This window comes from Psychrobacter sp. JCM 18900 (assembly GCF_904846625.1).
GTDB lineage: Bacteria > Pseudomonadota > Gammaproteobacteria > Pseudomonadales > Moraxellaceae > Psychrobacter.
On record NZ_CAJHBL010000001.1, the window covers coordinates 589083 to 613986 of the forward strand.

The 24904-nt window shown below is 43.3% G+C and carries 20 protein-coding genes and 1 tRNA gene; 5 read left to right on the forward strand and 16 right to left on the reverse strand.

Annotated elements, in window-relative coordinates:
- The first annotated feature begins 44 nt into the window (after positions 1-44).
- Together JMX96_RS02305 and JMX96_RS02310 are read left to right on the forward strand one after the other, a co-directional pair.
- Positions 45-1826 carry a sigma 54-interacting transcriptional regulator gene (locus JMX96_RS02305; RefSeq protein ID WP_201567042.1) on the forward strand — a complete coding sequence of 594 codons (1782 nt, stop codon included), beginning with the start codon at positions 45-47 and terminating at the stop codon, positions 1824-1826.
- A 218-nt stretch (positions 1827-2044) separates the two neighbouring features.
- Positions 2045-2129 (forward strand) — tRNA-Leu (locus JMX96_RS02310).
- Positions 2130-2342: 213 nt separating this feature from the next.
- Here JMX96_RS02310 and JMX96_RS02315 read toward each other — a convergent pair.
- The 3 genes from JMX96_RS02315 to JMX96_RS02325 all read right to left on the reverse strand — a co-directional run bounded on the left by JMX96_RS02315 (position 2343) and on the right by JMX96_RS02325 (position 4570).
- The gene (locus tag JMX96_RS02315; protein WP_201567043.1) at positions 2343-2741 is read right to left on the reverse strand and encodes a ribbon-helix-helix domain-containing protein; all 399 of its coding nucleotides are present in this window, start codon (positions 2739-2741) and stop codon (positions 2343-2345) included.
- 57 nt (positions 2742-2798) lie between these two features.
- Positions 2799-3359: a DJ-1/PfpI family protein gene (locus JMX96_RS02320; RefSeq protein ID WP_305080051.1), complete on the reverse strand. Its 561-nt coding sequence runs from the start codon at positions 3357-3359 to the stop codon at positions 2799-2801.
- Between the two features lie 167 nt (positions 3360-3526).
- Complete coding sequence (locus JMX96_RS02325; protein WP_201567045.1) at positions 3527-4570, reverse strand: protein kinase domain-containing protein; 1044 nt, start codon at positions 4568-4570, stop codon at positions 3527-3529.
- Positions 4571-4762: 192 nt separating this feature from the next.
- Here JMX96_RS02325 and JMX96_RS02330 point away from each other — a divergent pair, with 192 nt between their 5' ends.
- Positions 4763-5734, forward strand: a complete 972-nt coding sequence (locus JMX96_RS02330) for an ATP-binding protein (protein ID WP_201567046.1) — start codon at positions 4763-4765, stop codon at positions 5732-5734.
- A 56-nt stretch (positions 5735-5790) separates the two neighbouring features.
- Here JMX96_RS02330 and JMX96_RS02335 read toward each other — a convergent pair whose 3' ends face one another.
- The 8 genes from JMX96_RS02335 to JMX96_RS02370 all read right to left on the reverse strand — a co-directional run bounded on the left by JMX96_RS02335 (position 5791) and on the right by JMX96_RS02370 (position 15947).
- Complete coding sequence (locus JMX96_RS02335) at positions 5791-6939, reverse strand: ribonuclease Z (RefSeq protein ID WP_201567047.1); 1149 nt, start codon at positions 6937-6939, stop codon at positions 5791-5793.
- 104 nt (positions 6940-7043) lie between these two features.
- Positions 7044-7355 (reverse strand): hypothetical protein, encoded by a 312-nt coding sequence (locus JMX96_RS02340; RefSeq protein WP_201567048.1) that lies wholly within the window; start codon positions 7353-7355, stop codon positions 7044-7046.
- Positions 7356-7449: 94 nt separating this feature from the next.
- Positions 7450-8118, reverse strand: a complete 669-nt coding sequence (locus JMX96_RS02345) for a glutathione S-transferase (RefSeq protein WP_201567050.1) — start codon at positions 8116-8118, stop codon at positions 7450-7452.
- A 194-nt stretch (positions 8119-8312) separates the two neighbouring features.
- A complete protein-coding gene (rarD, locus tag JMX96_RS02350; RefSeq protein WP_201567052.1) occupies positions 8313-9383 on the reverse strand; it encodes an EamA family transporter RarD in 1071 nt (356 codons plus the stop codon).
- Between the two features lie 240 nt (positions 9384-9623).
- Entirely contained in the window at positions 9624-10694 is a 1071-nt protein-coding gene (gene rarD, locus JMX96_RS02355; protein WP_201567054.1) for an EamA family transporter RarD, read from the reverse strand.
- A 175-nt stretch (positions 10695-10869) separates the two neighbouring features.
- Positions 10870-13662 (reverse strand): DNA gyrase subunit A, encoded by a 2793-nt coding sequence (gene gyrA / locus JMX96_RS02360; protein ID WP_201567056.1) that lies wholly within the window; start codon positions 13660-13662, stop codon positions 10870-10872.
- Positions 13663-13964: 302 nt separating this feature from the next.
- Positions 13965-14144, reverse strand: a complete 180-nt coding sequence (locus JMX96_RS02365; protein WP_201567057.1) for a hypothetical protein — start codon at positions 14142-14144, stop codon at positions 13965-13967.
- A gap of 108 nt (positions 14145-14252) precedes the next feature.
- Positions 14253-15947, reverse strand: a complete 1695-nt coding sequence (locus JMX96_RS02370) for an alpha/beta hydrolase family protein (RefSeq protein WP_201555874.1) — start codon at positions 15945-15947, stop codon at positions 14253-14255.
- 424 nt (positions 15948-16371) lie between these two features.
- Here JMX96_RS02370 and JMX96_RS02375 point away from each other — a divergent pair, with 424 nt between their 5' ends.
- Positions 16372-16653, forward strand: a complete 282-nt coding sequence (locus JMX96_RS02375) for a hypothetical protein (RefSeq protein ID WP_201567058.1) — start codon at positions 16372-16374, stop codon at positions 16651-16653.
- Positions 16654-16976: 323 nt separating this feature from the next.
- Positions 16977-17840 carry a methyltransferase domain-containing protein gene (locus tag JMX96_RS02380; RefSeq protein ID WP_201567059.1) on the forward strand — a complete coding sequence of 288 codons (864 nt, stop codon included), beginning with the start codon at positions 16977-16979 and terminating at the stop codon, positions 17838-17840.
- Positions 17841-17873: 33 nt separating this feature from the next.
- Here the strand turns inward: JMX96_RS02380 and JMX96_RS02385 are convergent, their stop codons facing one another.
- The 5 genes from JMX96_RS02385 to JMX96_RS02405 all read right to left on the reverse strand — a co-directional run bounded on the left by JMX96_RS02385 (position 17874) and on the right by JMX96_RS02405 (position 24867).
- Complete coding sequence (locus JMX96_RS02385) at positions 17874-19199, reverse strand: ABC transporter ATP-binding protein (RefSeq protein ID WP_201567060.1); 1326 nt, start codon at positions 19197-19199, stop codon at positions 17874-17876.
- A gap of 124 nt (positions 19200-19323) precedes the next feature.
- Complete coding sequence (locus JMX96_RS02390; protein ID WP_201567061.1) at positions 19324-21000, reverse strand: ABC transporter permease; 1677 nt, start codon at positions 20998-21000, stop codon at positions 19324-19326.
- A 199-nt stretch (positions 21001-21199) separates the two neighbouring features.
- On the reverse strand, positions 21200-22324 hold the full coding sequence (locus tag JMX96_RS02395; protein WP_201567062.1) for an extracellular solute-binding protein: 1125 nt from the start codon (positions 22322-22324) through the stop codon (positions 21200-21202).
- Between the two features lie 267 nt (positions 22325-22591).
- Complete coding sequence (locus tag JMX96_RS02400; protein ID WP_201567064.1) at positions 22592-23314, reverse strand: 16S rRNA (uracil(1498)-N(3))-methyltransferase; 723 nt, start codon at positions 23312-23314, stop codon at positions 22592-22594.
- Entirely contained in the window at positions 23311-24867 is a 1557-nt protein-coding gene (locus JMX96_RS02405; protein WP_201567066.1) for a 3-deoxy-D-manno-octulosonic acid transferase, read from the reverse strand. Before JMX96_RS02405 ends, JMX96_RS02400 begins: the two co-directional genes overlap by 4 nt.
- Positions 24868-24904: the final 37 nt, after the last annotated feature.

Consider the following 24904-nt stretch of genomic DNA (forward strand, 5'->3'; position numbering starts at 1 on the left):
CAATCCCCAACTTACTATCAATAATTGCTGATTAGGCCCAATACATGACTGAATATAGCGACGACCTCCAACCTAAAAGCGATGATCAATCAACACAATCACAAATAGTAACTGTGAATAATGCACCCAGCGACCACCCTGCAACATTGTGGTTAATCGATGACGATGCAGCCCTACGTATGGTGTTGGCAGACACGTTTGAAGATGCTGGATTGACCGTTATCAGTTTTACTCAGGCACAAGCAGCATGGACTCGCCTTAATGATGTTTTAAAACAGCAAGAGTCAGCCGAGCAATTACCAGACGTTATATTGACCGATATTCGTATGCCAATGATGGATGGGTTGTCTTTTAGCGACTGGGTCCATCAGCATTTCCCTAAAATGCCAATCGTAATTATGACGGCACACTCAGACCTAACCTCTGCTATCAATAGCTATCAGACTGGTGCTTTTGAATACCTACCCAAGCCTTTTGACTTAGATGATGCGGTTGCAACGATTTATAAAGCCATCAATTATCAGCCTAATTTAGAAACAACGACTGTTTCCCTTGCAGATGAATCCAATACCAATATAACGTCTGATACTTCCATTGAAGACCTGACAAAACCTAAAGCAGCACTTGCTAGTAAGACAACCAAAGACAATAAGAGCAAAGGTGCCGTCGAAAACCAAAGTAATGGTAACCCTAGCGGCATCATTGGACAATCTCCAGCCATGCAAACGGTGTTTCGTGCTATTGGCAGACTGGCTCAATCCCCCATTTCCGTCTTAATCACTGGAGAGTCTGGAACAGGTAAAGAGTTGGTAGCCAGCGCATTGCACCAACACTCCCCGCGTAAGCAGCAACCCTTTATTGCGCTTAATATGGCAGCCATACCACATGACTTGATCGAGTCTGAGCTGTTCGGTCACGAAAAAGGCGCGTTCACTGGTGCAACGACGATGCGTCAAGGCCGTTTTGAGCAGGCAGATGGCGGTACTCTATTTTTAGATGAAATCGGTGACATGCCTTTCAGCACTCAGACACGGCTGTTACGCGTATTGGCCAATGGTGAGTTTTATCGTGTTGGTGGTCAGCAGCCCATAAAGGTCGATGTACGTATCATCGCAGCCACCCACCAAAACTTAGAAGAGCTGGTAAAACAAAGCCGATTCCGCGAAGACTTATTTTATCGCCTCAATGTCATTCGATTACCCTTACCACCACTACGTACACGCCCTGAAGACATTCCTGCATTAGCCCTTTACTTTATGCAGTCTGCCGCAGAGCAAATGGGTACCACCCCGAAGCATCTACATCCTGCCGCATTGCAAATTATGCAGACGTTTGACTGGCGTGGTAACGTGCGTCAATTAGAAAACGTCTGCTTGTGGCTCACTGTGATGGCCACTGGTGATACGGTGATGGCGACAGACTTGCCACCAGAGCTACTTGAAAACATCTCACCTAATACGGTGCTTTATGAAGAGCACGGCCCATCACAGGAAGACGCTCAAGAAAGCTTGGTACAAAGTGGCGATGTATTAAATAGTAGTGCGTTAAACAATCATCAAAATGAGCGAAGTAGCCCGTTGCCTAAAAACCAAAGTTGGCAGCAAGCATTGGCTGATTGGGCTGAGCAGTCGCTAAGCACGGGTGAAACTGATATTTTGCAAACAGCAACCCCTGAGTTTGAGCGTGTTTTATTAACAGCAGCACTCAATCATAGCGGCGGCAAAAAAATAGAAGCCGCGAGCTTACTTGGTTGGGGACGCAATACTCTGACTCGCAAATTGCAGCAGTTGGATATTTCTGCCCCGAGAGTACCAACTAAAGAATAAAGAAACGCATAAAACATGATTTTAAATTATTATTAATATCAATTACTTAAAATTAATATCGAAAATAAATGATAAATAATTAAAAATAATTGCAAATAGGGGTTGCCAAACAATTAAAACTCTATATAATAGCCAACCACTGAGACGCACTACCGAATCAGTTAACTATCTAGATAGCGTTTGAGTTTAATCGCTTTTGATGATAGAGTAACGAAAATGGGGCTGTGGCGGAATTGGTAGACGCACCAGATTTAGGTTCTGGCGCCGCAAGGTGTGAGAGTTCGAGTCTCTCCAGCCCCACCATTTTCGGATAGTACATCTTAGACCAAATATCAAAACCTGCTTTTTAGCAGGTTTTTTTGTGTCTGGAATTTGGTGTTAAAACCATAAAATATCTCATGAGAAGTGTTAATCTACTTTTCTACCCTTTCTAAATCTTTTAACACTTCCTCCATACTCTGATAGCGCCCACTTACCCGCTGCACTAATGCTTTCATGTACTTGCCATAGGCATACCTAATTAATAGAAAGTTTTCCCTCACTATTATTGAATAATGCACTACGTTGATTTTTACGGATGTTTTCACGTTGAATTATATTTTTGGCATCGACTTTTTCTAAAGGTAATCTTGTTTCGCGAGAAAGATCACCATCGGCTATTAAAGACAAATAACGAGAACAACAAACCCTTAAAAAAGAGGTAAAATTGCCAATGTCATGATCAGCATCGAGAGATTCAAGGTATAGCTTAGTGATCAGTTGATTAACCGTCATTTGATCGCGAAATGACAACTCTTCTAATATATCCCAAAAAAACACTTCTAAACGAATTGAAGTGACAACTCCCTGAATTCGAAGTGATTTGGTTTTAGAGCTCCACAAGCTGTCGTCAGCACTAATAAAAAGTTGGCACATATATATCCTCTCCCGATACTGGGGTCTATTGAATGTTCAACAGACCCGAATTAATGCTTATAGCAAGGCAACAAACTGCTTTAGCATCGCTGGGTGGGCAGGCCATGCAGGTGCCGTTACCAGTTGACCATCTGTAATAGCGCCATCCATAGGTAACGTGACATACTCAGCGCCAGCCATTTCTATTTCTGGCTGACACGCAGGATAAGCAGATACTTTTTTACCCTTCAATACGCCAGCAGCCGTCAGCATTTGTGGCCCATGGCAAACTGAGGCAATCGGTTTATCAGTATTTGCGAAATGCTGAATCATTGCAATGACCTTAGCATTCAAGCGCAAGTATTCTGGTGCACGTCCACCTGGTAAATACAAAGCATCGTAGTCTTCTAAATTGATATCGGCAAAAGACGCATTAAGGACAAAATTATGACCGCGTTTTTCGGTATAAGTCTGGTCACCTTCGAAGTCGTGTATTGAGGTAGCAATGCTATCACCTGCCACTTTATCTGGGCAGACCGCATCAACCTCATGCCCCATCGCTAGAAGCGCTTGGAACGGAACCATGTTTTCATAGTCTTCAACAAAATCACCGGTAATGATAAGTACTTTAGCCATGATATTCTCACTGTATTGTAATAAAACATTGTAATGAAATACGGGAACCCAAATTAGTTTATAGCGACTTAGCTTAAAATGAGCCTGAATATCCATTCAAACATAAAAAACAACGACTAGGTAATATGTGAATACTACAAACAATCACTTTTTAAGATAAAATAATAAATTCAGCTATTTTCTAATAACTTTAAATCTATCAATATCTTATCCATCTCCCGATACCGTCTTTCTTCCCGCTTCGCCAATGCTTTGTCGACAATACATTGATAGTGACCATATTCTGATGACAGCTTTGGAATAGGCTGTTGGCAATGCTGAATCGCCCACGCTTTCGATTTCTCATTGCTATTGTCACTTACCTGAAACGGGCGCTTGCCTTTTAGTATCTCAACCATCATTATGCCAAACGCGTAGATATCACTTTGTATAGTTGCCTTCTGTCCTTGCCAACGCTCAGGTGCGAGATACGCTGGTGTGCCAGCAGGATGTGGTTGGCTATTAGCCATCGTCATACTTTGTGATAAAGCAAAATCAGTGAGTAATAAATTAGGCATTGTGCTGCTATTATCCTCACTATTTGACAAGGAACTATCGAAAGAGTCATCTAGTAAAATATTGCTAGGTTTAATATCATTATGTAGCCAGCCAGCCTGATGCAAATTAGCTATCAGGTATACAGACTTCATGATGAAATGATGCTTTTGTGACGCTATCAATGACAGATGTTTTGAAGCGGTCAGCTGACTCGCCAAGCTACCATTAGGATAATAAGGCATGACTACTATAACTAAGTGTTGCAACTGCCCTAGTATTTGAACGTCCACGCAATGATAAGCCAATAGTGGCGGTGCGATAGCATTATCTGTGATTTTCGATGAAGCATTTACAGCAGCTAAAATATCCGCTTCATGAGTTAAATCGGCAGCGATCGAATAAACGCCATCACTCAACTGCCATTTAATCATCACGCTACCAAATTGCGGATGCTGGGCACGCGTTAGACCTTGGAAGTAAGTCTTGTCGATATGTTGCGTTTTAACAACTTGCACATGCTCATCTTGCGTTTGTTCTGTGCTTTGCTGAGCAATACGTTGATGCACTATCTGCCTAAAACATTGTGCGGCCAGTTCTTGGGAAATAATGGGCAATAGCTGCATCGCCTGCGCTTGCAAGGCTTGCGTAATAGATGGATTACTGGCACTATTTTCCATGGTATTGTTTCTCATAATATAGTGAGATTACAGCCTTCCCATTCGTATCATTTCCAAAGATAATAATAGCGCGAATAATGATTACAAGTACTACGATTAATAGGTACTAAGATTGTAGGCACTGAAATTTCAGCAGCGTTAATTGTATTTTTGGGTATGGTATTAAAGACAACCTTAACTGCTAGAGCCACTATGTCACAACCAACTATCCCGACCACGTCATCTGATCAGCCTACTTATGCCCTACCCGCACCATTGCTAGATTTACTCAGTCAGTACTTACAAGAGCGAGTCACACCAACTATTGAAATCGATCCGAGCCAGCTTGCTTATCGCTGGGTTGGTGGACGCACTGGTCACCTCCAGCCTTTGTCGGTCAACCTGTTTTTGAGCTTAGATGACTTGCATGGTATCGATACGCAAAAATCGAAACTGGTACAGAATACGCGTCAGTTTATTAAAGGTTATCCTGCCAATCACGTATTGATGTCAGGCACACGCGGTGCCGGTAAGTCATCATTGATTCGCGCTTTGCTACAAGCCCATCATAGTGAAGGCTTACGTATTATTGAGGTTGCCCGCGATGATCTGCAAGTATTGGATAAGATCCGTGCTGCTATTAATGCCCTACCAGCAGATTGCAATTGCCGCTATATCGTATACTGTGATGATCTCGCTTTTAATGGTCAAGACGAAAGCTATCGTGCGCTAAAGAGCGTTCTCGATGGCTCGCTAGACTCTGAGCAAGACAAACTACTGGTCTACGCCACCAGTAATCGCCGTCGCTTGCTACCGCAGATGATGAAAGACAATGTTGATATCTATAATGGGCAGACGGATGAAGTCAATCCCTATGAGGCCATTGATGAAACCGTGTCATTATCAGATCGATTCGGTTTGTCCCTCACCTTCCATCCTATGGATCAGCAGACTTATCTGCAAATCGTTCAGCACTATCTAAATTTAGAGCAGCAAAAAATCTCAGCTGATATGGATAATGAGGCTAAGGACATTTTAGCAAGTCAGTCTATGCCTGATAAGATCAGAAAGGATGCGCTACGTTGGGCCTCTGAACGTGGCGGTCGCTCAGGACGAGTTGCTTACCAGTTCAGCCGCTTTTGGAGTGGTGAAACACAATTGGCTATCGAAGACAGTAAGCGCTAGGTCGTATTTAACGCTCAATTATATCTAAGCTTAGCCATATCTAAGCTTAGCCATGTCTAATCACTGCGTGCAGAGCCTATATACTGCACGCGATTCTCTTCTTGACTGTCCTTTTGACTGCCCTCTTGATCGCTTACCGACTCAATTGCACCATCGACCATATATTGGTCAAAATCTGCCGCCAGCCAGAGATTGCCTTTGTAGACGCTCTCAGCATCTAAACGAATATTTGCCATGTTTGGCGTCTTGCTATTAGGGTTATCAAAACCCTGATAACGGGCGCTAAAGTGGGTCAAAATTAGATTTTTGAGTCCAGCCGCTTGGGCAAATTCGCCGAGCAATTGGGCGCTACTATGCATCGGATCATAGTCTGGGTTTTTGGCTTGAATCTTAGTCAGCACTTCATGGGTGTAAGTGGCCTCATGCACCAATAAGTCCGCATCTACAACGGCTTTACCTAACAAATTTGGCGCATCATTGTCTCCTGCCACCACCACTCGCGTCCGCTGTATTTCCTCATCAACATAGTCTACTGAGTGCAATTGTCTATTATCCTCAGTCGTGACATCTTCGCCTTGCTGCAACTTACCCCACAGTGCACTTGCTGGAATACCATCTGCCATAAGCTTATCTGTATTAAGGATGCGGCGGCTAATAGTCTGAGTAATACCAAAACCATGAGAAGCGACTCGATGTGATAGCCGCGTGATATCAATATCAAGCTGATGTTGGTCGCTTAAGCTAATGTTAACCTTGTTCGTATCACCTTGCTCAGCTAACACCTCTTCAATCGCTACAAAATTAAGAGCAAAAGGTAGATATAGCTCTGTAGTGGCGGTAATCGCTTCAAGCAAAGTAGCAATCGCTTTTGGTGCAATCAAAGTCAATGATTCACGACGTCCTGACATGGCAGCACTAGCTAGCAGCCCTGGTAGACCGTAGCAATGATCACCATGCACATGAGTGATGCAGATAGCAGCTAATTGATGTAGGGAGAGCTTGGTATGTAGCAATTGCTGCTGCGTGCCTTCACCACAATCAATCAACACCCATGGGCGCGATTTCTTACTCTGATTGTTCTGTTGACGACTTCCTTGCTGTACGCCAGAGGTATGCGGATTCAGACACTCTATGGCCAATGCGGTCACATTACGCTGTTTGGTCGGTACACCTGCAGAGGTACCCAAAAAGGTTAGCTTTAGCATAACGATGCCTTTTATTTATCAGGAGTACTGGCTCAGACTTACGAGAGTACCTCTTCATTATGAAAACAATGACAGAAATAAGATAAACGAAGAATATACCCTAGCTATGACAATTGGCATATCATGGTTTTTTGACCTTCAACCATTTGTCCACCATTGGCAGTACACTCATTTACCATATTTGATTCGTAAGATTTCCAGCCACCATAAAAGCTCGCTGCACACAGAATGACCACTAGAATTTTCTGTGACCACGATTTGATGGAGACTTGCTGGCTATTAATCTGTTGGCTATTATTTTCTTGCATACTGGTATCTTGCTTATTAAGTGATGTTTGAGTTGCTGACTGATTGTCATCTTTGTCTAGGCTATTTTGCTTTATATTGTCTTTATTCGAGGTGTTTAGGTCTGTCATGATATTATCCTAAAAAAGGCTTTGTTTATTCATAAACAAAGCCTTTGGTCTACATGGCTACTTAAGCGTTGAGAGAGGATTATACCAGTATCCTCTAAAAATTCAGACGGCCGCCCTTTTTTTCTGCTCGCTTAAAGGCATCTCGTTCTTCGCAGCGTTTGAGCCAGTTCAAAAGATTGGTATATTTACTCTGATCTAAACCTGCACCAGCATTGGCACCCACGACCGCAAGATGCATTTGAATATCAGCGGCGCTAAATTCGCTACCTGCAAACCAGTGATTTTCATGTAGGTGACGCTCCATCATATCTAGCATCTTCTCCAAACCGCTACTGATCATGTTCTTTTCAATCTGACCTTGGATTTTTTTGCTAATAGGTTTGATTAGCATTGGCGACTGAGACACTACTTTTGTGAATACCAAGCGCATGACCAACAGTGGCATCAATGAAGCCTCTGCAAAGTGTAGCCAAAACGTATAGGCTTCCCACGCTGCTTCGTTATTATCGTCAGGTTTGAACTGCTTTTCTTTATCGTAGTGCTTAATCAAATATTCAATGATAAACCCTGACTCAATCAGCACACGATCGTCCGTTTCTAGTATCGGTGCATTACCAATCGGATGCACTTGCTTTAGGCTATCAGGAGCACGGTATGCCTTGTTGCGCTCATAGCAAGTCAATTTATAATCGGCGCCGAGCTCTTCCAACAGCCAGATAATACGAAACGAGCGCGAGTTTGCTAAATGATGAAGATGTAACATAAACCGTCCTAGTTATATATTGTAGTAAATCAGCCATAATATCTCAGATATAGCACCATACGTTTGCTCGATCGTGGCACTACTGCTCTCGATAATAGCGTAATTTGTACTTCTTTAATACTGTGAGTTGGCAGACATACTAGAAAACAATGCCTACCGAATCGATACTATCTAAGACGGTGTACTCTTTGACATCAATCTAAATGTAATGCTTCAATTTTGCGCGTCATTTTATCTATCTTTTGCTGATATTTTTTGATCTGACGGAATCGATGCGCGATTAGCACGCCTTTGATACGGCGATTTTTCAGACGACGACGTGGTGGAAAACTGCCCACTTGTGGCTCATTGTAGCCATGTAAGCGGTCTTCACGTTTACGCGCCATATAACCTAATGCGCTATCAGCAATTATAATCAGCAGTGCGATGAAAATCATGCTGTACATTAGCATGGAGCCACCATCATGTAAGTTACGATCTAAAATTGCGATTGAGAATATGAACAAGAATATTGGCTCAAGGTAACACAGAGTGCCAAATAGTGAGACAGGCAGCTTCTGACTGGCTACCATCGTCAGTGACATCGCAGCGGTACTAATAATGCCCAATAGTGGCAGCAGATACCAAAGCTTGTGGTTGGTGATTGCTACTTCAAAACCGCCATTCATATACAGCGCGACCAATACCACTGGTAACAACAATACAAGGTCTGAAATCAGACCAGTAATAGGCGGTACTGCAAGTTTGCGACGTAGTAGATAATAAGGAGGATAACCCAAGCAAACAAACAAAGTCGCCCAAGAAATAGCGCCATACTCAAAAATATCGTAAGCGATACCGAGCCCTGCACATACAATGGCAACCCACTGAAGTAAGCTCATGTCTTCGTTGTAAAAGAACCTGCCGACAACAATCATAATCATCGGATATAGGAAGTAACCCAACGTTACCTCAAGTCCCAAACCATTGACTGGCGCCCACATAAATATCCAGATTTGCGCGCCCAAAATCGGTGTGGGTAATATAAATAAAAACCACTCTTTTGCGTTCTTTAATGTTTTTAGATAATCGAAAATGTGCTGCCACTGCTTTAGTACGCTTACCAGCAATACCAGACTAAAAAACATTGTCAGCACGCGCCACGAAGCGACTTGCGTACCTGATAATGGTTGCAGCAGTAGACCAAATAAGAACAGCAATGAGTATAAAAAATTTGCAGCGACGGCAGTGATTGTACCCTGCGAGGTTTGGTTAGTAGTCAGCATCACAACAGCCTTTAAAGATTGGGGCACATCCATGGCAATTTTTAAAAAAAACAAAAGCCTCAGACGAGAACGTCTGAGGCTTTTGCATATAAGGTCGTCGCGCAATCTAAGTTGAACGCTTTTGATGTATTAGGCTTACATCATGGTCGGCATTATGTCAAAGTCAGAATGAATAAGCAATGCCACTGTTCATCTAGTGTCTAAACTTCTGAATTGAGTAAATTTAATTCAGGTAAGTGCTTATTTTGCATCAAGTTGTTGGATTTTTTGCTGTATCTTATCCATCTTCTTTTGGTAACGACGAATCTTACGAAAACGATGGGCTTTTAGCACGCCATCGATACGCTGATTGATAAAGTGACGACGCGGTGGAAAGCCGCCAATCTGAAGCTCTCTATAGCCATGCAAGCGGTCATTACGCTGACGAACGAGATAGCCTTTTATGCTATCAGCCATCATGACCAGTAACGCAAGCGTAATCATGCCATACATAAAGAGCGACCCACCTTCTTCAAGGCTTTGACTCAAAATAGTAATAGACAATACGAATAACAGCATCGGCTCTATATAACTTAGCGCCCCAAACAGTGATACTGGCAACTTGCTACTAGCAATCATCGTCAGCGACATCGCAAGCGCACTAAAAGCACCAAGCAGCGGCAATAGATACCAGAACTTCATGTCTTGCGCTGCAACATCAAAGCCGCCCGTCATATAAAGCACGATGAGCACTACTGGTGTCAACAGCGTCAAATCAAACAATAACCCTGTAATGGGCGGTACAGAAAGGGTGCGGCGTAGCAGATAATACGGTGGATAACCCAAGCATACAAACAGTGTCACCCAAGATACTGAACCATACTGAACCATATCGTACCCGATACCGAGTGCTGCAAATATCGCGGCAGCCCATTGCAAGATGCTCATATACTCATGGTAAAAGAATCGACCAAGCACAATCATCACTAGCGGCAATAAAAAATAGCCCAACGTAACATCGAGACCAAACCCATTGACCGGTGCCCACATAAACAACCAAATCTGCCCACCTAGGATTGGCGCAGGCAGTATAAATATTAGCCATTCCTTGACTGTCTTTAGCGTCTTTATATAATCAAAAACACGTTGCCATTGCTTAGTCAAACTGACCAATATCACCAAACTGAGTAACATCATGAGAACACGCCATGACGCTACCTGCGTCCCTGTTAAGGGCAGCATAAACAGTCCAAACAAAAACATCATCGAGAATAAAAAGCTCGATGATACCGAAGCAACCGTTCCCTGAAAAGTTTGATTGGTCGTAAGCATAACAACAGCCTTAAAAAATAGAACCTTATTTACAGTATTGAAAAAATGAGAGTTAAAAAACAAAAGCCTCCGACGATAACGTCAGAGGCTTTTTCTAGAAAAATGCTAAGAGACTAGACTCAAAAGCTAATTACCAAGACTAATACTCGTCATCGTCTTATGCATAGTTAGTCTATTATAGATTGTCACTTGGTTTATGATCGTTTGCAATATCAATCACATCATCGACGTCGGTAGTTGCAGTATTGTCAGTTGTCGCATCAATATCTATCTGCTCTTGACCTTCTACTTCAAACGTACCGTATTCTCTCATGGCATCGATAAGCTCGTCATCACTTTCTTCGTGCTCAACACGCGCCATGGCAACCAGTTTTTCATCTTTTGACAGACGAATCAGTGTCACGCCTTGCGTATTACGACCAGAACTAGCAACATGCTCAACTGGCGTACGAACCAACGTCCCTTTATCAGAGATTAGAATAATATCATCGGTAGAGTCAACCTTGGTCGCTCGTACTAGTGCGCCATTACGCTCACTGGTCTTGATAGCGATCACACCGCCACCGCCACGATTTTGTGTATTGAACTCATCGATAAAGGTACGTTTACCAAAGCCGTTTTCACAAGCAATCAGGATTTCACGTACATCATCTTCGATAACGACTAATGACTTGATAAATTCATCAGTAGCCAGACGCATACCGCGGACACCTTTAGCCGTACGGCCCATCGCACGCGCATCATTCTCATCAAAACGAATGGCTTTACCACTTGAAGCGAACAGCATCACTTCTTGGCTACCATTAGTAATACGAGCGCTGACCAATTTATCACCGTCTTCTAATCCAACTGCAATCAAACCGTTCGAGCGAATATTGGCAAACTGCTTCAGCTCTACCCGCTTCACTGTACCGTTGGCCGTGGCAAAGAATACAAAAGGCGGCTCTGCTTGGTTGCTATCTTCTACCGGATCGTCATCATTGCTTACTTCTGATACTTCACTTACTACTGATGTATCTTCTACGATTTTTGGAATTGGTAATATCGTCGTAACGGTTTCGTCGCTATTTAGACCAATTAGATTGACCAATGGACGACCACGAGCACCGCGACTGGCAATCGGCACTTCAAAACCACGTAAGCTAAAGACACGTCCACTATCAGTGAAACACAGTACCGTAGAATGCGTTGATGTCACGACTAAGTGATCGATTACATCATCTTCTTTCATTGCCGTGGCAGACTTACCTTTACCGCCACGTTTTTGTGCAACATAGTCATCAATCGGCTGAGTTTTGGCGTAGCCAGTACGCGATACCGTCATAACGACCGTTTGCTCAGGAATAAGGTCTTCGCGACTAAAGTCCATACGTGAATCGATGATATCGGTACGGCGCTCATCACCAAAGTTATCACGAATCTCGATCATCTCATTAGAGATAATAGCCATCAGCTTATCAAAATCGCCAAGAATAGACTCTAAATGCGCGATTTCACGCAATAGGTCTTGGTATTCTTCAGTCAGCTTGTCTTGCTCAAGACCAGTCAAACGATGCAGTTGCATGTCTAAAATTGCATTGACCTGCTCAAGTGACAAGCGATAGCGCTCTTCACCTTCGATCAGACCAAACGGCGCTTTAGGATCTTCGCCATCGATAAACTCAGGACGTACTGACTGACTACCAGCAGCGGTAAGCATCGCAACGACACTACCTGAGCCCCACGTGTTATTTAATAGACTTTCACGTGCTAGACCACGGTTTGCAGAAGCTTTAATCGTCGCAATAATTTCGTCGATATTGGCTAGTGCGACCGTTAGACCTTCTAGCAAATGACCACGAACGCGGGCTTTGTTCAACTCATAAATCGTACGGCGGGTCACCACTTCTTGACGATGACGAACAAATGCAGCGATAAGCTGACGCAAGGTCAATAGTTTTGGCTGACCATTATCGAGTGCCACCATATTGATACTGAAGCTAGACTCTAGCGGCGTTTGTAGAAATAGGTTATTAACGATAACTTCAGCGGTCTCGCCACGACGCAAGTCAATAGCGATACGCATACCGTCTTTATCAGACTCATCACGAATTTCGCTAATGCCTTCGATTTTTTTATCACGAACAAGCTCTGCGATACGCTCAATCAGTTTGGCTTTGTTGGCCTGATAAGGTACTTCGGTAAATACGATGCGCTCACGATCACGGTTGACGCCAGCATTGCTCATCGGCTCGATATGATAGCGACCACGGATATGCAAACGGCCTTTACCCGTACGATAAGCATCTAAAATGCCCGCGCGACCATAGATAATACCGCCCGTAGGGAAGTCAGGACCTGAAATATGTGACATCAACTCTTCAGCTGAAACTTGTGGATTTTCAGCATACGCAAGACAAGCATTTATTACTTCGGTCAAGTTATGCGGTGCCATATTGGTCGCCATACCAACGGCAATACCCGTCGCGCCATTGACCAATAGGTTAGGAATACGCGCTGGCATCACGCTTGGCATGCGCTCAGAGCCGTCATAGTTGTCTTCCCAATCGACCGTGTCTTTGTCCAAATCAGCGAGCATTTGGTGGGTCAGTTTGGTCATACGTACTTCGGTATAACGCATCGCTGCCGGAGGATCATCATCGATCGAGCCAAAGTTACCTTGACCATCAACCATTGGGTAGCGCAAGCTGAAATCCTGCGCCATACGTACGATGGCATCATAGACAGCACTATCGCCGTGTGGATGGTACTTACCGATAACATCACCGACCACACGTGCTGATTTTTTGTACGGCTTATTATAATCGTTTGATAGCACGTGCATGGCATACATCACGCGGCGGTGTACAGGTTTGAACCCATCACGCACATCAGGCAGCGCACGCGAGACGATCACGCTCATCGCATAATCCAAATACGACTGCTTTAGTTCATCTACGATGCCAATAGGACTGACCGATTCGCTCATATACACTCCTTCACTCACATTTTTTCTAACGTTGACACATCGCTTATGGCACCCATAGATCATATAAAAATACTGCCACATAAATGGGCAGTCATGACCAAAATAGACACCATAAAAAACACTGCTACACGTGCAAAACAACCAGAAAATTGTGATACGGTTTTTGTTAAAAACAATGTTTAATAAAAGAAGCTATTTTAGCACAAATTTGCTGATTTAGGGGGCTTTGACCACCATTAAAATCAAGCTAGGCGGTTCATTCGCAGTGATATTTTGAATTATTGACACACACTAAAATAATTCTAATGACAGGTTTTTTTTGATTGGCTTATTTTGCCATTTTTACAGACGAACTTACCATCTGCTGAGCAATGAGACACCCCGCCCATTTTACCTGAACAAGGCGTATTTTGAGCCTGTGCTTGGCTCATAGATGTAAAAGTAAATACTAGGGCGAGTAGCGCTGTGCTGATTGGTTCCATTGTTTATTTTCTCAAGTAGAGAAACATTAAACGTCAAAAAACTGCACTCAATAAATGCAGTTTCTTGACGTCATTTAAATATAAATTATTTATAAACGCTTGGTGATATTAAGTGGGGTTGTTACTTTGATTAAAGTTTTGCTCAAAGAACTCACGCGTGGCTTGCGTGCAAGCCGTACTGACCAGACCACCGTGATAGTTACCCAATACAGCAACGCTTGCAGGTATGCCTTGCTGTGCTCCTACATCTACTACGCGTTGAAGATTTTGAACAAAGTTACTTTGAACGCTTGCTACCACAGAATTAATATTCCATTGGTTCAGAGACGCCTGTCCAATAAGTTGAACATTAGGAGTATTAGGACGATCATTAGCTGTCGTGGCATCAACATCTAATACTGTCACGTTAACGGTAAGGGCTGGATTTTGTGCGACACTCCCTTGAATAATAGCAGCCATTGAACTGCTATTTAGATCGTAATAGACCGTTGGGTCTTGGTTACCACCGCATAATAGGGTTGGCATTTTTGGTATATAACCACGTAGATCATTGGCCTTTAGCGCCTTACGTAGATTATTCTGTGGGTTGGCTGCTGGCAATAACCCTGTACCTACCACTAAGCTGTCTGGATTCTGCAAAGCATCCGTGACATAGGCGGCACGAAAGTCTGTTTTTATCAGATAATTATCGTCTGCAAAACCTAAGAATGCAAATGGCAATTCACTGTCTGGCAGTTGATCTAATAAGGCATTACCAGTGGGTTTTGCTTCAAATAATGCATTATCTGGTAGTTTATTGGCAGCGACCAGCTCGCCGAAGCTTAATAAACTTGGTAATTGGGTGTTTGCATAATTGGCAGTAAATATATCAGCTGTGCTGTTATAGACATTGCCATATGCTTTTTGCAGGCCACCTGCTAATAATGGTGCAAAACGAGACGCACCGATATTGACGTTACCCGAAAAGATTGCATCACCGAATGCTGCTAATGCATACGGTCCTGATAGAGGTGCAATGGCTGTGACTGGCTCATCGTTTTGCTCCAGCATTCTTGCGGTGGCCATTGCCACATGCCCGCCTTGTGAATAACCACTGATGAATAGCTTACCTGAGTCATCAATGTTGGCATAGTCGCTGTCGTTGGCATGTTTTTGTCTGACAATGATTTCACGCGCGCTATCTAATGCATCAGCCATATCAGTGGATTGCTGCTCTGCGACAAGATACGGATGATAATCAAGTTTTGAGTCATCGTAACCTGCATAGTTTGGTGCAACCACAATATAACCTTGCGCCGCAAAGTTTGCGGCAATCAATGTCGACTCACCAACGGCTGGGTTCTGAGTGTTGGCCACTTGACTAAAGTCATAGTCTTTATCAGTAGTCGTGCCATGCGCATAGAGCAAGATAGGTCGGTCACCTTGGCAGTCAGCGCTATCACCACTTGGTAGCATCAATGCTGCGGTCGCATTCGTTCGCTCACCTGCTGCGCCAACCGTTGGATAGCTGACCTTTTTGATTTTGATATCGCATTTAGCAGCAGGGGTAGCTGTACCACTAAGACTAATTTGATCGTCTATTTCAGTGGTACTAAACGCGTTGATACTCTCAACTGACGTATCATTACGAACAATGCTATCGTTATCGTCATCACCACAACCAACCAGTAATAAACTACTGGCAATGGCGATTGATAATAGGCAACGTGACATTATTGGTTTATTGATAGTAATGGAGGTAAGTTGATAAGTATTGGCAAATGACTTGCCATTGGTATCCGTGGTGGATTTAGATTTAATCATGGTTGCTATCCTTAGCAGTGGTAAACCAAAAATATGCCGAAAGTCCTTGGCAGTAGATTTTTTTTGCACGTCTTTTCCATCGATAATTATTAATTAAGTGATTCGGCATGATATTCACTCAATCGTAACTGTTTCTTAAACCTTACTATTTATATCGCAAAATATTATTAAAAGCTACTACAAAGTATGCAAGTAGCCGTCATAGCTCCAGCGCTAGAAAACGAGTAGCTTTAGGCAATTGGCATGTCTTAAAAGCTAATGAAACCGTTGGCTTTCACGATCATATTATTCTCATGAGCACATTATGATTTAAACCACTTTGATGCAGCTATTTTTTGAGTGATACTGGACAAAAAATTTCTAAACGCTACACTAGCTCATCTTTTATAGCACTTACATAACGACCTAACAGGCTACTATTACTATGGATATCATTCTTGCAGTTGTTTGGATTTTAGCAATGGTGCTATACAGCTTTTCGAGCGATTACGTTGCTAGCTTTCCTAACCATAACAATCGCGCTGTCCCTTATGTCCGTTGGGGAGCACTTCTAGTCGCTATGGCTTTATCAGCATACTTGTCAAAAGCCTATCAAGAAAATCTACAAGGCAATGGTATGTGGGTGTTTGTTATCGTGGTATTTGTCGTTATTGTATTAGCGAAGGTCGTTTTTAAATGGGTAATTAACAGACGTTTGAAACGCTAGGGCGTGTCCTCATTTTAAAAATGGTGATAAAAATAAGATAAATTGTAGTCAAATAAGGAAAATAGTGCAGATAATATCGAGATATTAGTCAGCTATTTGGCGAGATTTAGCCATTTTTAACCCATTTAGATAACTATCGATTGAATTGAGGACACGCCCTAGGTTGTACTAAATATTTTTCTTATAGTCAAAGAAATCTAAAACAGCTACAAGCCAGCCGACCGCAGATTGTACGTATAGTACCTCTAGGGAGGGTAACACCGTAGCAGTTTAGTAATTCGCTGACTATACTCTAACCCTCTTAATTATTGATCTAAATACCTATGACAACTAAACATCAAGATAGTCAGCCTGACTCAAACCTTTCTATACCAGCAGAAAACGAGCGAGCAGATCGTAGCTTCGATGCCATTGCCGATCATTTCGAAAAGAAAGTGTATGGTGGTTTAAAAGGCGAGATTCGATTGGCCGTATTACGACGTGATATTTTTGAATATAGCGCGCAGATGAGTGAGGCGCTTGGGCGACCTTTACGTATCTTGGATGTGGGTGCAGGGCTTGCACAAATTGCGATAGAACTTGCTGCTCAAGGTCATAGCGTAGTCATCAATGATATATCAGCAAATATGCTTGAGAAGGCGAAAGCGAGCGCAGAAAAAATTGATAAAAAGCTAGACATAACATGGTATGTTTGCCCTTATCAAGCGCTTAAGGAAAAACTGGCTCAGACAGAGACAGCAAAATTTGATTTGATTATGTCGCACGCGCTACTTGAATGGTTGGCAGAACCAGCGGCAGTCATGGACTTTTTTGATAAGCAATTAATAGATGGTGGCGCACTATCCGTCTGCTTTTATAATCCAGCGAGTTTCGACTATCGCAATCTTATCATGGGTAATTTTAACTTACTCGATAGCTTACTTGATGGTAACGATTACAAAGCGGACAATAAGAAAAGTCTCACTCCCAACCATCCCGTGGCCAAAGAAGAAGTCGAGTCGTGGCTCAAAGCGCATGATTATCAGACGGTACGTAGCAGTGGTTTACGAGTGTTTCATGACTATGCACCGCTCAAACGTGGCGGTCATAACGACCCAGATGCAGTGATTAGAATGGAGTTACGCTACTCACAGTTAGAGCCGTACAAATGGCTTGGTCGTTACTTACACATTTTGGCTAAACGGTAAATTGAGAAGATTGCCCAAGAATGATAAATGCTACTAAACCTCTTCATCCATTCTCGATGATCTATCGTATTCTGACCAAGTAGTGGCATTGATGTCTTTTTCATCGAAGACTACGACATGCTCTAGCAAAGGCAGAATGCCAATATGCGAGCCGATTGCATGATTATGATGACTCGCAACTAAGGATAAGACAGTCTGTCCGTCGTCTAACTGCAGTCGGTACAAATAGTTGGCACCGCGAAACACACGTCCGATAACCAAAGCTGTCTGCGTACTGTCATCATCATGAATAATATCATCAGGGCGCACGAGTACTTTGATTGGCGTACCATTTGGATAATCATATTCGCAGTACTGTGGTTGTCCTGATTCATCATAGACTTCCATGCGGCGATAGATATTCCCCAGTGCTGTCTCAACATGACCTTCTTTGATAATACCGTCTATCATGGCGCCTTCGCCTACGAATTCTGCAACAAAAGGACTGACAGGCTCATGATACAGCTCGCTTGGCCTTGCCCACTGTACCAATCGTCCTTTATCCATTACCCCTACTTTATCGGCTAGCGCAAATGCTTCATTTTGATCGTGAGTGACCAAAATCGCTGTGGTATTGGTACGTTTGAGAATATCACGGACATTCATTGCTAGTGATTCACGCAGCACCACATCTAGATTAGAGAACGGCTCGTCAAGTAATAGTAGTTTTGGTTTGGGTGCTAGCGCTCTTGCGAGAGCCACGCGTTGCTGTTGACCACCAGAAAGCTCATTAGGACGTTTGTCTGCATGTTCAGTCAATTCGACTAAGCTTAGCATCTCAGCCACACGGGCTTTTTTGTCAGCAGCTGACCATTTATTGAGACCAAAGGCGATGTTTTTCGCCACGCTTAAATGACCAAACAGAGCATAGTCTTGAAACACCATGCCCATGCCACGTTTGGCTGGCGCTACTGCAAATGATTGGCGAGCAGTTTTTTCTGTTAAGCGTTGATTGTTTAGATAGATAGTGCCGCAGCGACTTTGCTCCAATCCCGCGATTGCTCGTAGCGCTGTTGTTTTCCCGCAGCCGCTATAACCTAAGAAGCAACCAATCTCGCCTTGCTCCAACATCAACGATAGACCATTAACGACAATAGTATCGTCATAGCCTACAATGAGATTTTGCACACTAAAATAAGGATCTGTCGCGATATGTTTCTCAGTATTTTGTTGTGAGGTATTGCTTTGTTCTATAGTTTTGTTCGGCTGAACTGGATTGACTCTATTTTGTGACAGTGGTGATTTTGCTACAGGCATGTGGTTAGCCCGAGCCTTTTCTGACTTAGAATTTGTAGAGTCGTTCATTGAATCAGTGTACATAGACGGTACCAGTTCGCTATTAGTAAGTAAAACCATCGATAAAACAGAGCAAATTATAATATAGCTGACACTATGAGTGTGCTGTTAAACTTATGTCAAATTATTGCTATTAGCTTTGTTGTTACTAGCTGTGTTTGTCGCTTTGACGCAATAATATCCAAACAGGGAGCAAACCAACCAGCACGATTAGCAAACTCGGCAATGCGGCTCGTCCCCACATACCTTCGCTCGTCATTTCAAATACTCGTACTGCAAGCGTATCCCAGCCTTGACGCCGTGTCATCAGCGTAATGGGCATCTCTTTCATCACTTCGACAAAGCCCATCAATAATGCAGTCAATACGCCAGGGCTAAGTACAGGCAGCATCACATAACGCCAGCGCTGATAAGGGCTGTCACTGAGTAACTTCGCAGCGGCTTCTTGATTGACTGTCAATCGTTGCAATTGCCTATCCACTGGCTGAAAACTCACCGTCATAAAACGTGTCGATAATGCTAGTAGCATAACAATGACACTGCCAGAAAGTACTTGCTGTGACGTAATGCCAAACGCAATCATTTGATTGTCTAGCCACGCTATGGGAATAAATATCCCCACAGCCAATACCGTACCAGGGACAACATAGCCTAAATTGGCCAAAGCGGTCATCAATTTGGTTGATTTATCAGGATACTGCCGTTTGATCCACGCAATAATAATGGCCAAAAAAGCAATGAAAAGCGTGGTCATCCCAGCAATCATAATGCTATTGGTGACAAAATCAATGTAACGCGCATCAAAATCTTGGCGAAAATTCAGTGCTGTCCAATAGATGAGCTGCAAAAAAGGTATTAAAAAGGCAACTAAAAAGATCAGCGTACACAGCAGCGTCATGGCGAGCTTAGCAGGTTTGCTAGCGTCAAAGCGTTGGCTGCTACCTTGGGTCAGTGAGCTACCACGCTTCGCTTGCCAATACTGCTCAAACAATACCACAATGAAGATCACGCCAATGAGCAAGGCTGCTAGCTGAGCCGCTGTGGTCAAACTGAAAAAACCAAACCATGCTTTATAAATGGCGGTAGTAAAAGTATCGACATTAAATACCGATACTGCACCGAAATCCGCTAAGGTTTCCATACTGGCTAGCAACAAGCCACCTATAATCCAAGGCAGTGCCTGTGGTAGAGCCAGTCGAAAAAACACACGGCTACGACTCAAACCTAGCATCTGCCCCGCTTCTATCGCTCGCCTGCCTTGTGACAAAAATGCCTGACGCGCGAGTAAATATACATAAGGGTAAAACGCTAGCGATAATACCAAGCCCGCGCCCCATACATTCCTTATCGACGGTATGGCAGTGCTGATACCAGAATCGCGCAAAGCTGTCTGTAGCGGCCCACTGAAATCAACAATCCCGATAGTGACAAATGCCAATACATAAGCAGGGATGGCAAGTGGCAACATCAGTGCCCATGAAAAGAAACGCTGACCAGGGAAACGGTACATACTAGTGACCCAAGCCAGAGCAGTACCAATAGTGCCTGAAACGACAGTCACCATAAGTAATAAAATCGCCGTGTTTTTGAGCACTTGCGGCAGTACATAATCTGCCATGTGTGTCCAAATCTCTGCCACTGGCTGAGTCCACGACAGCAGCACGATTAAAATCGGTACTAGCATAAACAACGAAATCAGCCCTAAGACTGATTTCGAGATAATACGTTTACGAAGGGCGTGGTCTTGGCTGACAGTCTGCTTGTCGTTAACACCGTTATTGACAGTATCATTTTGACTAACAGACGCATCTGGCGTTGTGATCATATTATCATTACCGTGTCATACGTATAGAGACCTTGTAAGCTTATACCAACCTCAAAATCGTCATTACATGAATAACTGATCTGTAATAACTAACCTTTGAACCCATTCTTTAAAAGCTGTTGTTTAAAAGCTACTGTTTTAAGAACTATTGTCTAAAAGTTATGATTTTGAGATTGGTATCAGTATTACTGGCGATCCCTTATTTATAACCCGCTTTATCCATCATTTGGATAGCTTGAGTTTGTAGTTCACCGAATTTCTGTACATTGATATCGTCTTTTTTGAACTCGCCCCATGATCTGAGCATGTCTGACTCATCGATACCTACTTTTACTGGGAATTCTTTGTCAGAGCTGGCATAAAGACCTTGTGCCTCATCAGATGACAACCACTCTATCAGTTTAAGCGTACCATCTGGATTGTCTGAACCTGCAACCACGCCAGCGCCTGAGATGTTTACGTGCGTACCAGTCGTATCTTGGTTTGCCCAGAATATTTTAACAGGGAAGTTTGGTTTCTCGTCCAATAGACGACCATAGTAGTAGCTATTGGCAATACCTACTTCACACTGACCAGCAGCGATAGCTTCTAACATCGCAACGTCGTCACTGAACACATCAGTCGCTAGGTTATCAACCCAACCTTTGATAACCGCTTCGGTTTTTTCTTCGCCCAAATGCTCCATCATGCTAGCGACAAGCGATTGGTTATAGACCTTTTTAGAGGTGCGTAAGCATAGTTTGCCTTTCCATTTTGGATCGGCCAAATCTGCATAAGTAGATAACTGGTCGGCAGTAACTTTGTTTGGGTCATAAAAGATAGTACGTGCACGTAGTGACAGACCAGTCCACTGACCTTTTGGATCACGGTATTTTGCAGGGACGTTAGCTTCTAATACAGTAGACGATACTGGCTGTAATAGGCCTTGCTCTGCAGCCTGCCATAAGTTACCAGCATCAACGGTCAATAGCATATCAGCTGGAGTATTCTGACCTTCCGCTTGCAAACGCGCCATGAGTGGACCTGTTTTGTCCGTGACCAACTCAACTTTTACGCCTGTTTGCTCAGTATAGCGATCTAACAATGGCTTAATAAGCTGCTCATTACGTGATGAGTAGATAGTAATCGTCTGACTATCAGCAGTCGTAGCTTCGTCAGTTGCTGCTTGCTGCTCAGCACCTGTTTCTGTTGACTCTACTTCTACGCTTTCTTCTGTGGTTGAAGAATTACTACAACCTGCTAGACCCAACATCATGCCAAATACGGCTGCAGGTAAGATAAGCTTCGTAGAGGTTAGATTAGCGCTGATAGCGTTCAATGACATGGTTTTCCCCATAGTAATGCTATAAAAAAGTAAGATGTATAGTGAGACAAAATAACAGTGATTATAACGATGACTTGCTAAGCGCTAGCAGTAATCAGGCCATAATATATTAAAGCAACATACTAATGGAAGTGAGATTAATTATCAATACATTTGTTTAACTGGCAAATATACCTGTGATGAGTCTTTAGCATTAATTTTTAAGAGCTATTTTTAGCGGCCCAGTTCTTTCAATAGTTTGGTCTAGCGACGCATTTTAGTGTCAATCTAAAGGAGCCATTGCCCTAAAATTGCATTGACTGCAGCTTCTGTACGCAAGATACGAGAGCCTATATGTACAGGCGTGCAGCCTTGAGCTGACAGTAGCTCTATCTCATAGTCAATCCAACCACCTTCAGCACCTATGCAGACTATACTCGGTAGCTCTCGTGATGGTTGCTGTTGTAAAAATTCAGAAAATGACTGTTGACTATAAGGATGCGCGACTATTGCTCGCTTGCTTATTAGGCTTGCAAGTGAGTCTTCAACAAATGGCTTAAAACGTTTTTGTAGCGTAATACTAGGAACAATCGTATCGATGCTTTGCTGCAGACCTTCTAATACAAACTCGTCAATCCGCTCAAGCATGGGACTTTGCCAATAGCTTTTTTGAGTGCGGTAGCTATTGATAAGAATGATATCGCGTACACCAAGCGCCGTCATATCCATGATTAAACGCCGTAGCACCTTAGGACGCGGTAACGCCAAAATAACAGTCAGATCTAATTTGGCTGGCGGCGCAGTATTGAGCTGAACGTCACCTAACTGAATACTTTCAGAGGTAATGTCTTCAATAACAGAAGTACCAAGGTTGCCACCGATTTGTCCAATTTTAAGCATATCACCGACTTTTGCGCCTAGCACTTTGGTCACATGACTGACTTGAGATAAGGCATCGATTTTTGCTGTGTCTGCTGAGAAGTTTTTAGCAGGCAATAATATACAGTTCATAAATTATCTTGGTTGGTAGACAGCTCGATTGCGTCTTCAATCATAGTAAATTGACGGGTCAATACCGCTTGCTGCTGTATCGTCATTTGCTCGCCAGCTTGCCCTGCCTGCGCGGCCAATGGCAAATTGTATAGCCAAGTCGCCAGCTGCGTATAAATGCTCACAGCGTCTTCACGGTTATAAGCTGTTTTCTTACGAGAGGATTTTTTATTCGCCTTTAACTGATCATCACTGGCCATCTGTGCATCCGAACTACTTGAGTTATTTGACTCGATTGGACGATAGAAGTCATTATATGGCTGATATAAAGCGCCTACTTCAGCCAATTTGTCTATCACGCTTTGGCAAGACTGAGTACAACGTCCCATCAATACAGGCGTTGCCACACTAGCAGGCTCCACTGGATTATGCCCACCAATATCTACCAGTGAGCCGCCCACAAATGCTACATTTGCCAATGTATACCAAGTCATCAACTCACCCATGCTATCTGCTAGATAGACTTGCGTATCTGCATCAATCATATCTCCATCACTGCGCCGAGCCATATTTAACCCAGTTTTTTGAATGAGATCTGCTACTGCGTCAAAACGCTCAGGATGCCTAGGGACGATAACAAGCAGCGTATCTGCTAATGCAGCTTGAGACAGTAGTTGCTGCTGCAATGACAACGCTGCTGCCTCTTCGCCATCGTGAGTACTCGCAGCTACCCACACAGGACGATCTGCTATACCAAACTCTGCTCGCAGATCAGCTTTCTTATTATAAATACGGTTATCTTCTACCGCTTGGTCATCAGTTTTGGACGCATTGATTACCCACTTTAATGAGCCTGCTACGCGAATTTGGGCGCTACTAGCCCCTAGTTGCCTAAAGCGTTTAGCAGAGTCGCTGTCTTGCGCAATAATTAAGGAGAGGTTTTTCATCATACTGGCGCTGACTGCACCAATTTTTTGATAGCTCTGAAAAGAAGAAGCAGATAGTCGACCATTGACCAGAATACTTGGGATACGATGCTGAGATAATTTGGTCAAGATATTTGCCCATAGCTCTGTTTCTACAAACAGTGCAGCGATAGGCTGTACGTGCGTCAAGAAAGTCTCGATAACAGCAGGACTGTCGACTGGCACATAGCTGTGACTCATCTGACCTTGAGCTATCTGTTCTGCAAAACGACTGGCGCCACGAGCAAAACCTGTCTGAGTCGTATTGGTCAACCATATCTGATAGCCATTAGCCAATAACATATCTAGTAAAGGCGCAACCGTATTGGTCTCACCTAATGAGACTGCGTGGCACCAAATTACCCCTTTATCGATACCAGCATTTACTACTGGACGCGGTGGATATTGCTTACCAAAACGCTGATCGATTTCCTGTTGATAGTTATCGTTTTTATGAGATCGACGCCATACTTGCAGACGATATAGTGGCTTTAGCAGCCCAATAAGAGACTGATAATATAAAGGTGTCTCATATACCGCTCGACTAGACGATAATACAGAGTCAATTGGATTTGCAGAGTGGTCAGACGGGGTATTAGATGATGGCATGGAACAGCCCAAATTAGTTATGAATCAAACAATAAAA

Excerpts from the sequence above, each read along its gene's own strand:
- JMX96_RS02400 (WP_201567064.1), bottom strand. The coding sequence starts at position 23,314 with ATGAACTGTATATTATTGCCTGCTAAAAACTTCTCAGCAGACACAGCA.
- JMX96_RS02370 (WP_201555874.1), bottom strand. The coding sequence starts at position 15,947 with ATGATTAAATCTAAATCCACCACGGATACCAATGGCAAGTCATTTGCC.
- JMX96_RS02325 (WP_201567045.1), bottom strand. The coding sequence starts at position 4,570 with ATGGAAAATAGTGCCAGTAATCCATCTATTACGCAAGCCTTGCAAGCG.
- JMX96_RS02390 (WP_201567061.1), bottom strand. The coding sequence starts at position 21,000 with ATGATCACAACGCCAGATGCGTCTGTTAGTCAAAATGATACTGTCAAT.
- JMX96_RS02330 (WP_201567046.1), top strand. The coding sequence starts at position 4,763 with ATGTCACAACCAACTATCCCGACCACGTCATCTGATCAGCCTACTTAT.
- JMX96_RS02385 (WP_201567060.1), bottom strand. The coding sequence starts at position 19,199 with ATGTACACTGATTCAATGAACGACTCTACAAATTCTAAGTCAGAAAAG.
- JMX96_RS02345 (WP_201567050.1), bottom strand. The coding sequence starts at position 8,118 with ATGTTACATCTTCATCATTTAGCAAACTCGCGCTCGTTTCGTATTATC.
- JMX96_RS02380 (WP_201567059.1), top strand. The coding sequence starts at position 16,977 with ATGACAACTAAACATCAAGATAGTCAGCCTGACTCAAACCTTTCTATA.
- JMX96_RS02405 (WP_201567066.1), bottom strand. The coding sequence starts at position 24,867 with ATGCCATCATCTAATACCCCGTCTGACCACTCTGCAAATCCAATTGAC.
- gyrA (WP_201567056.1), bottom strand. The coding sequence starts at position 13,662 with ATGAGCGAATCGGTCAGTCCTATTGGCATCGTAGATGAACTAAAGCAG.
- rarD (WP_201567054.1), bottom strand. The coding sequence starts at position 10,694 with ATGCTTACGACCAATCAAACTTTTCAGGGAACGGTTGCTTCGGTATCA.
- JMX96_RS02315 (WP_201567043.1), bottom strand. The coding sequence starts at position 2,741 with ATGTGCCAACTTTTTATTAGTGCTGACGACAGCTTGTGGAGCTCTAAA.
- JMX96_RS02365 (WP_201567057.1), bottom strand. The coding sequence starts at position 14,144 with ATGGAACCAATCAGCACAGCGCTACTCGCCCTAGTATTTACTTTTACA.
- JMX96_RS02395 (WP_201567062.1), bottom strand. The coding sequence starts at position 22,324 with ATGTCATTGAACGCTATCAGCGCTAATCTAACCTCTACGAAGCTTATC.
- JMX96_RS02335 (WP_201567047.1), bottom strand. The coding sequence starts at position 6,939 with ATGCTAAAGCTAACCTTTTTGGGTACCTCTGCAGGTGTACCGACCAAA.
- rarD (WP_201567052.1), bottom strand. The coding sequence starts at position 9,383 with ATGCTGACTACTAACCAAACCTCGCAGGGTACAATCACTGCCGTCGCT.
- JMX96_RS02305 (WP_201567042.1), top strand. The coding sequence starts at position 45 with ATGACTGAATATAGCGACGACCTCCAACCTAAAAGCGATGATCAATCA.
- JMX96_RS02375 (WP_201567058.1), top strand. The coding sequence starts at position 16,372 with ATGGATATCATTCTTGCAGTTGTTTGGATTTTAGCAATGGTGCTATAC.
- JMX96_RS02340 (WP_201567048.1), bottom strand. The coding sequence starts at position 7,355 with ATGACAGACCTAAACACCTCGAATAAAGACAATATAAAGCAAAATAGC.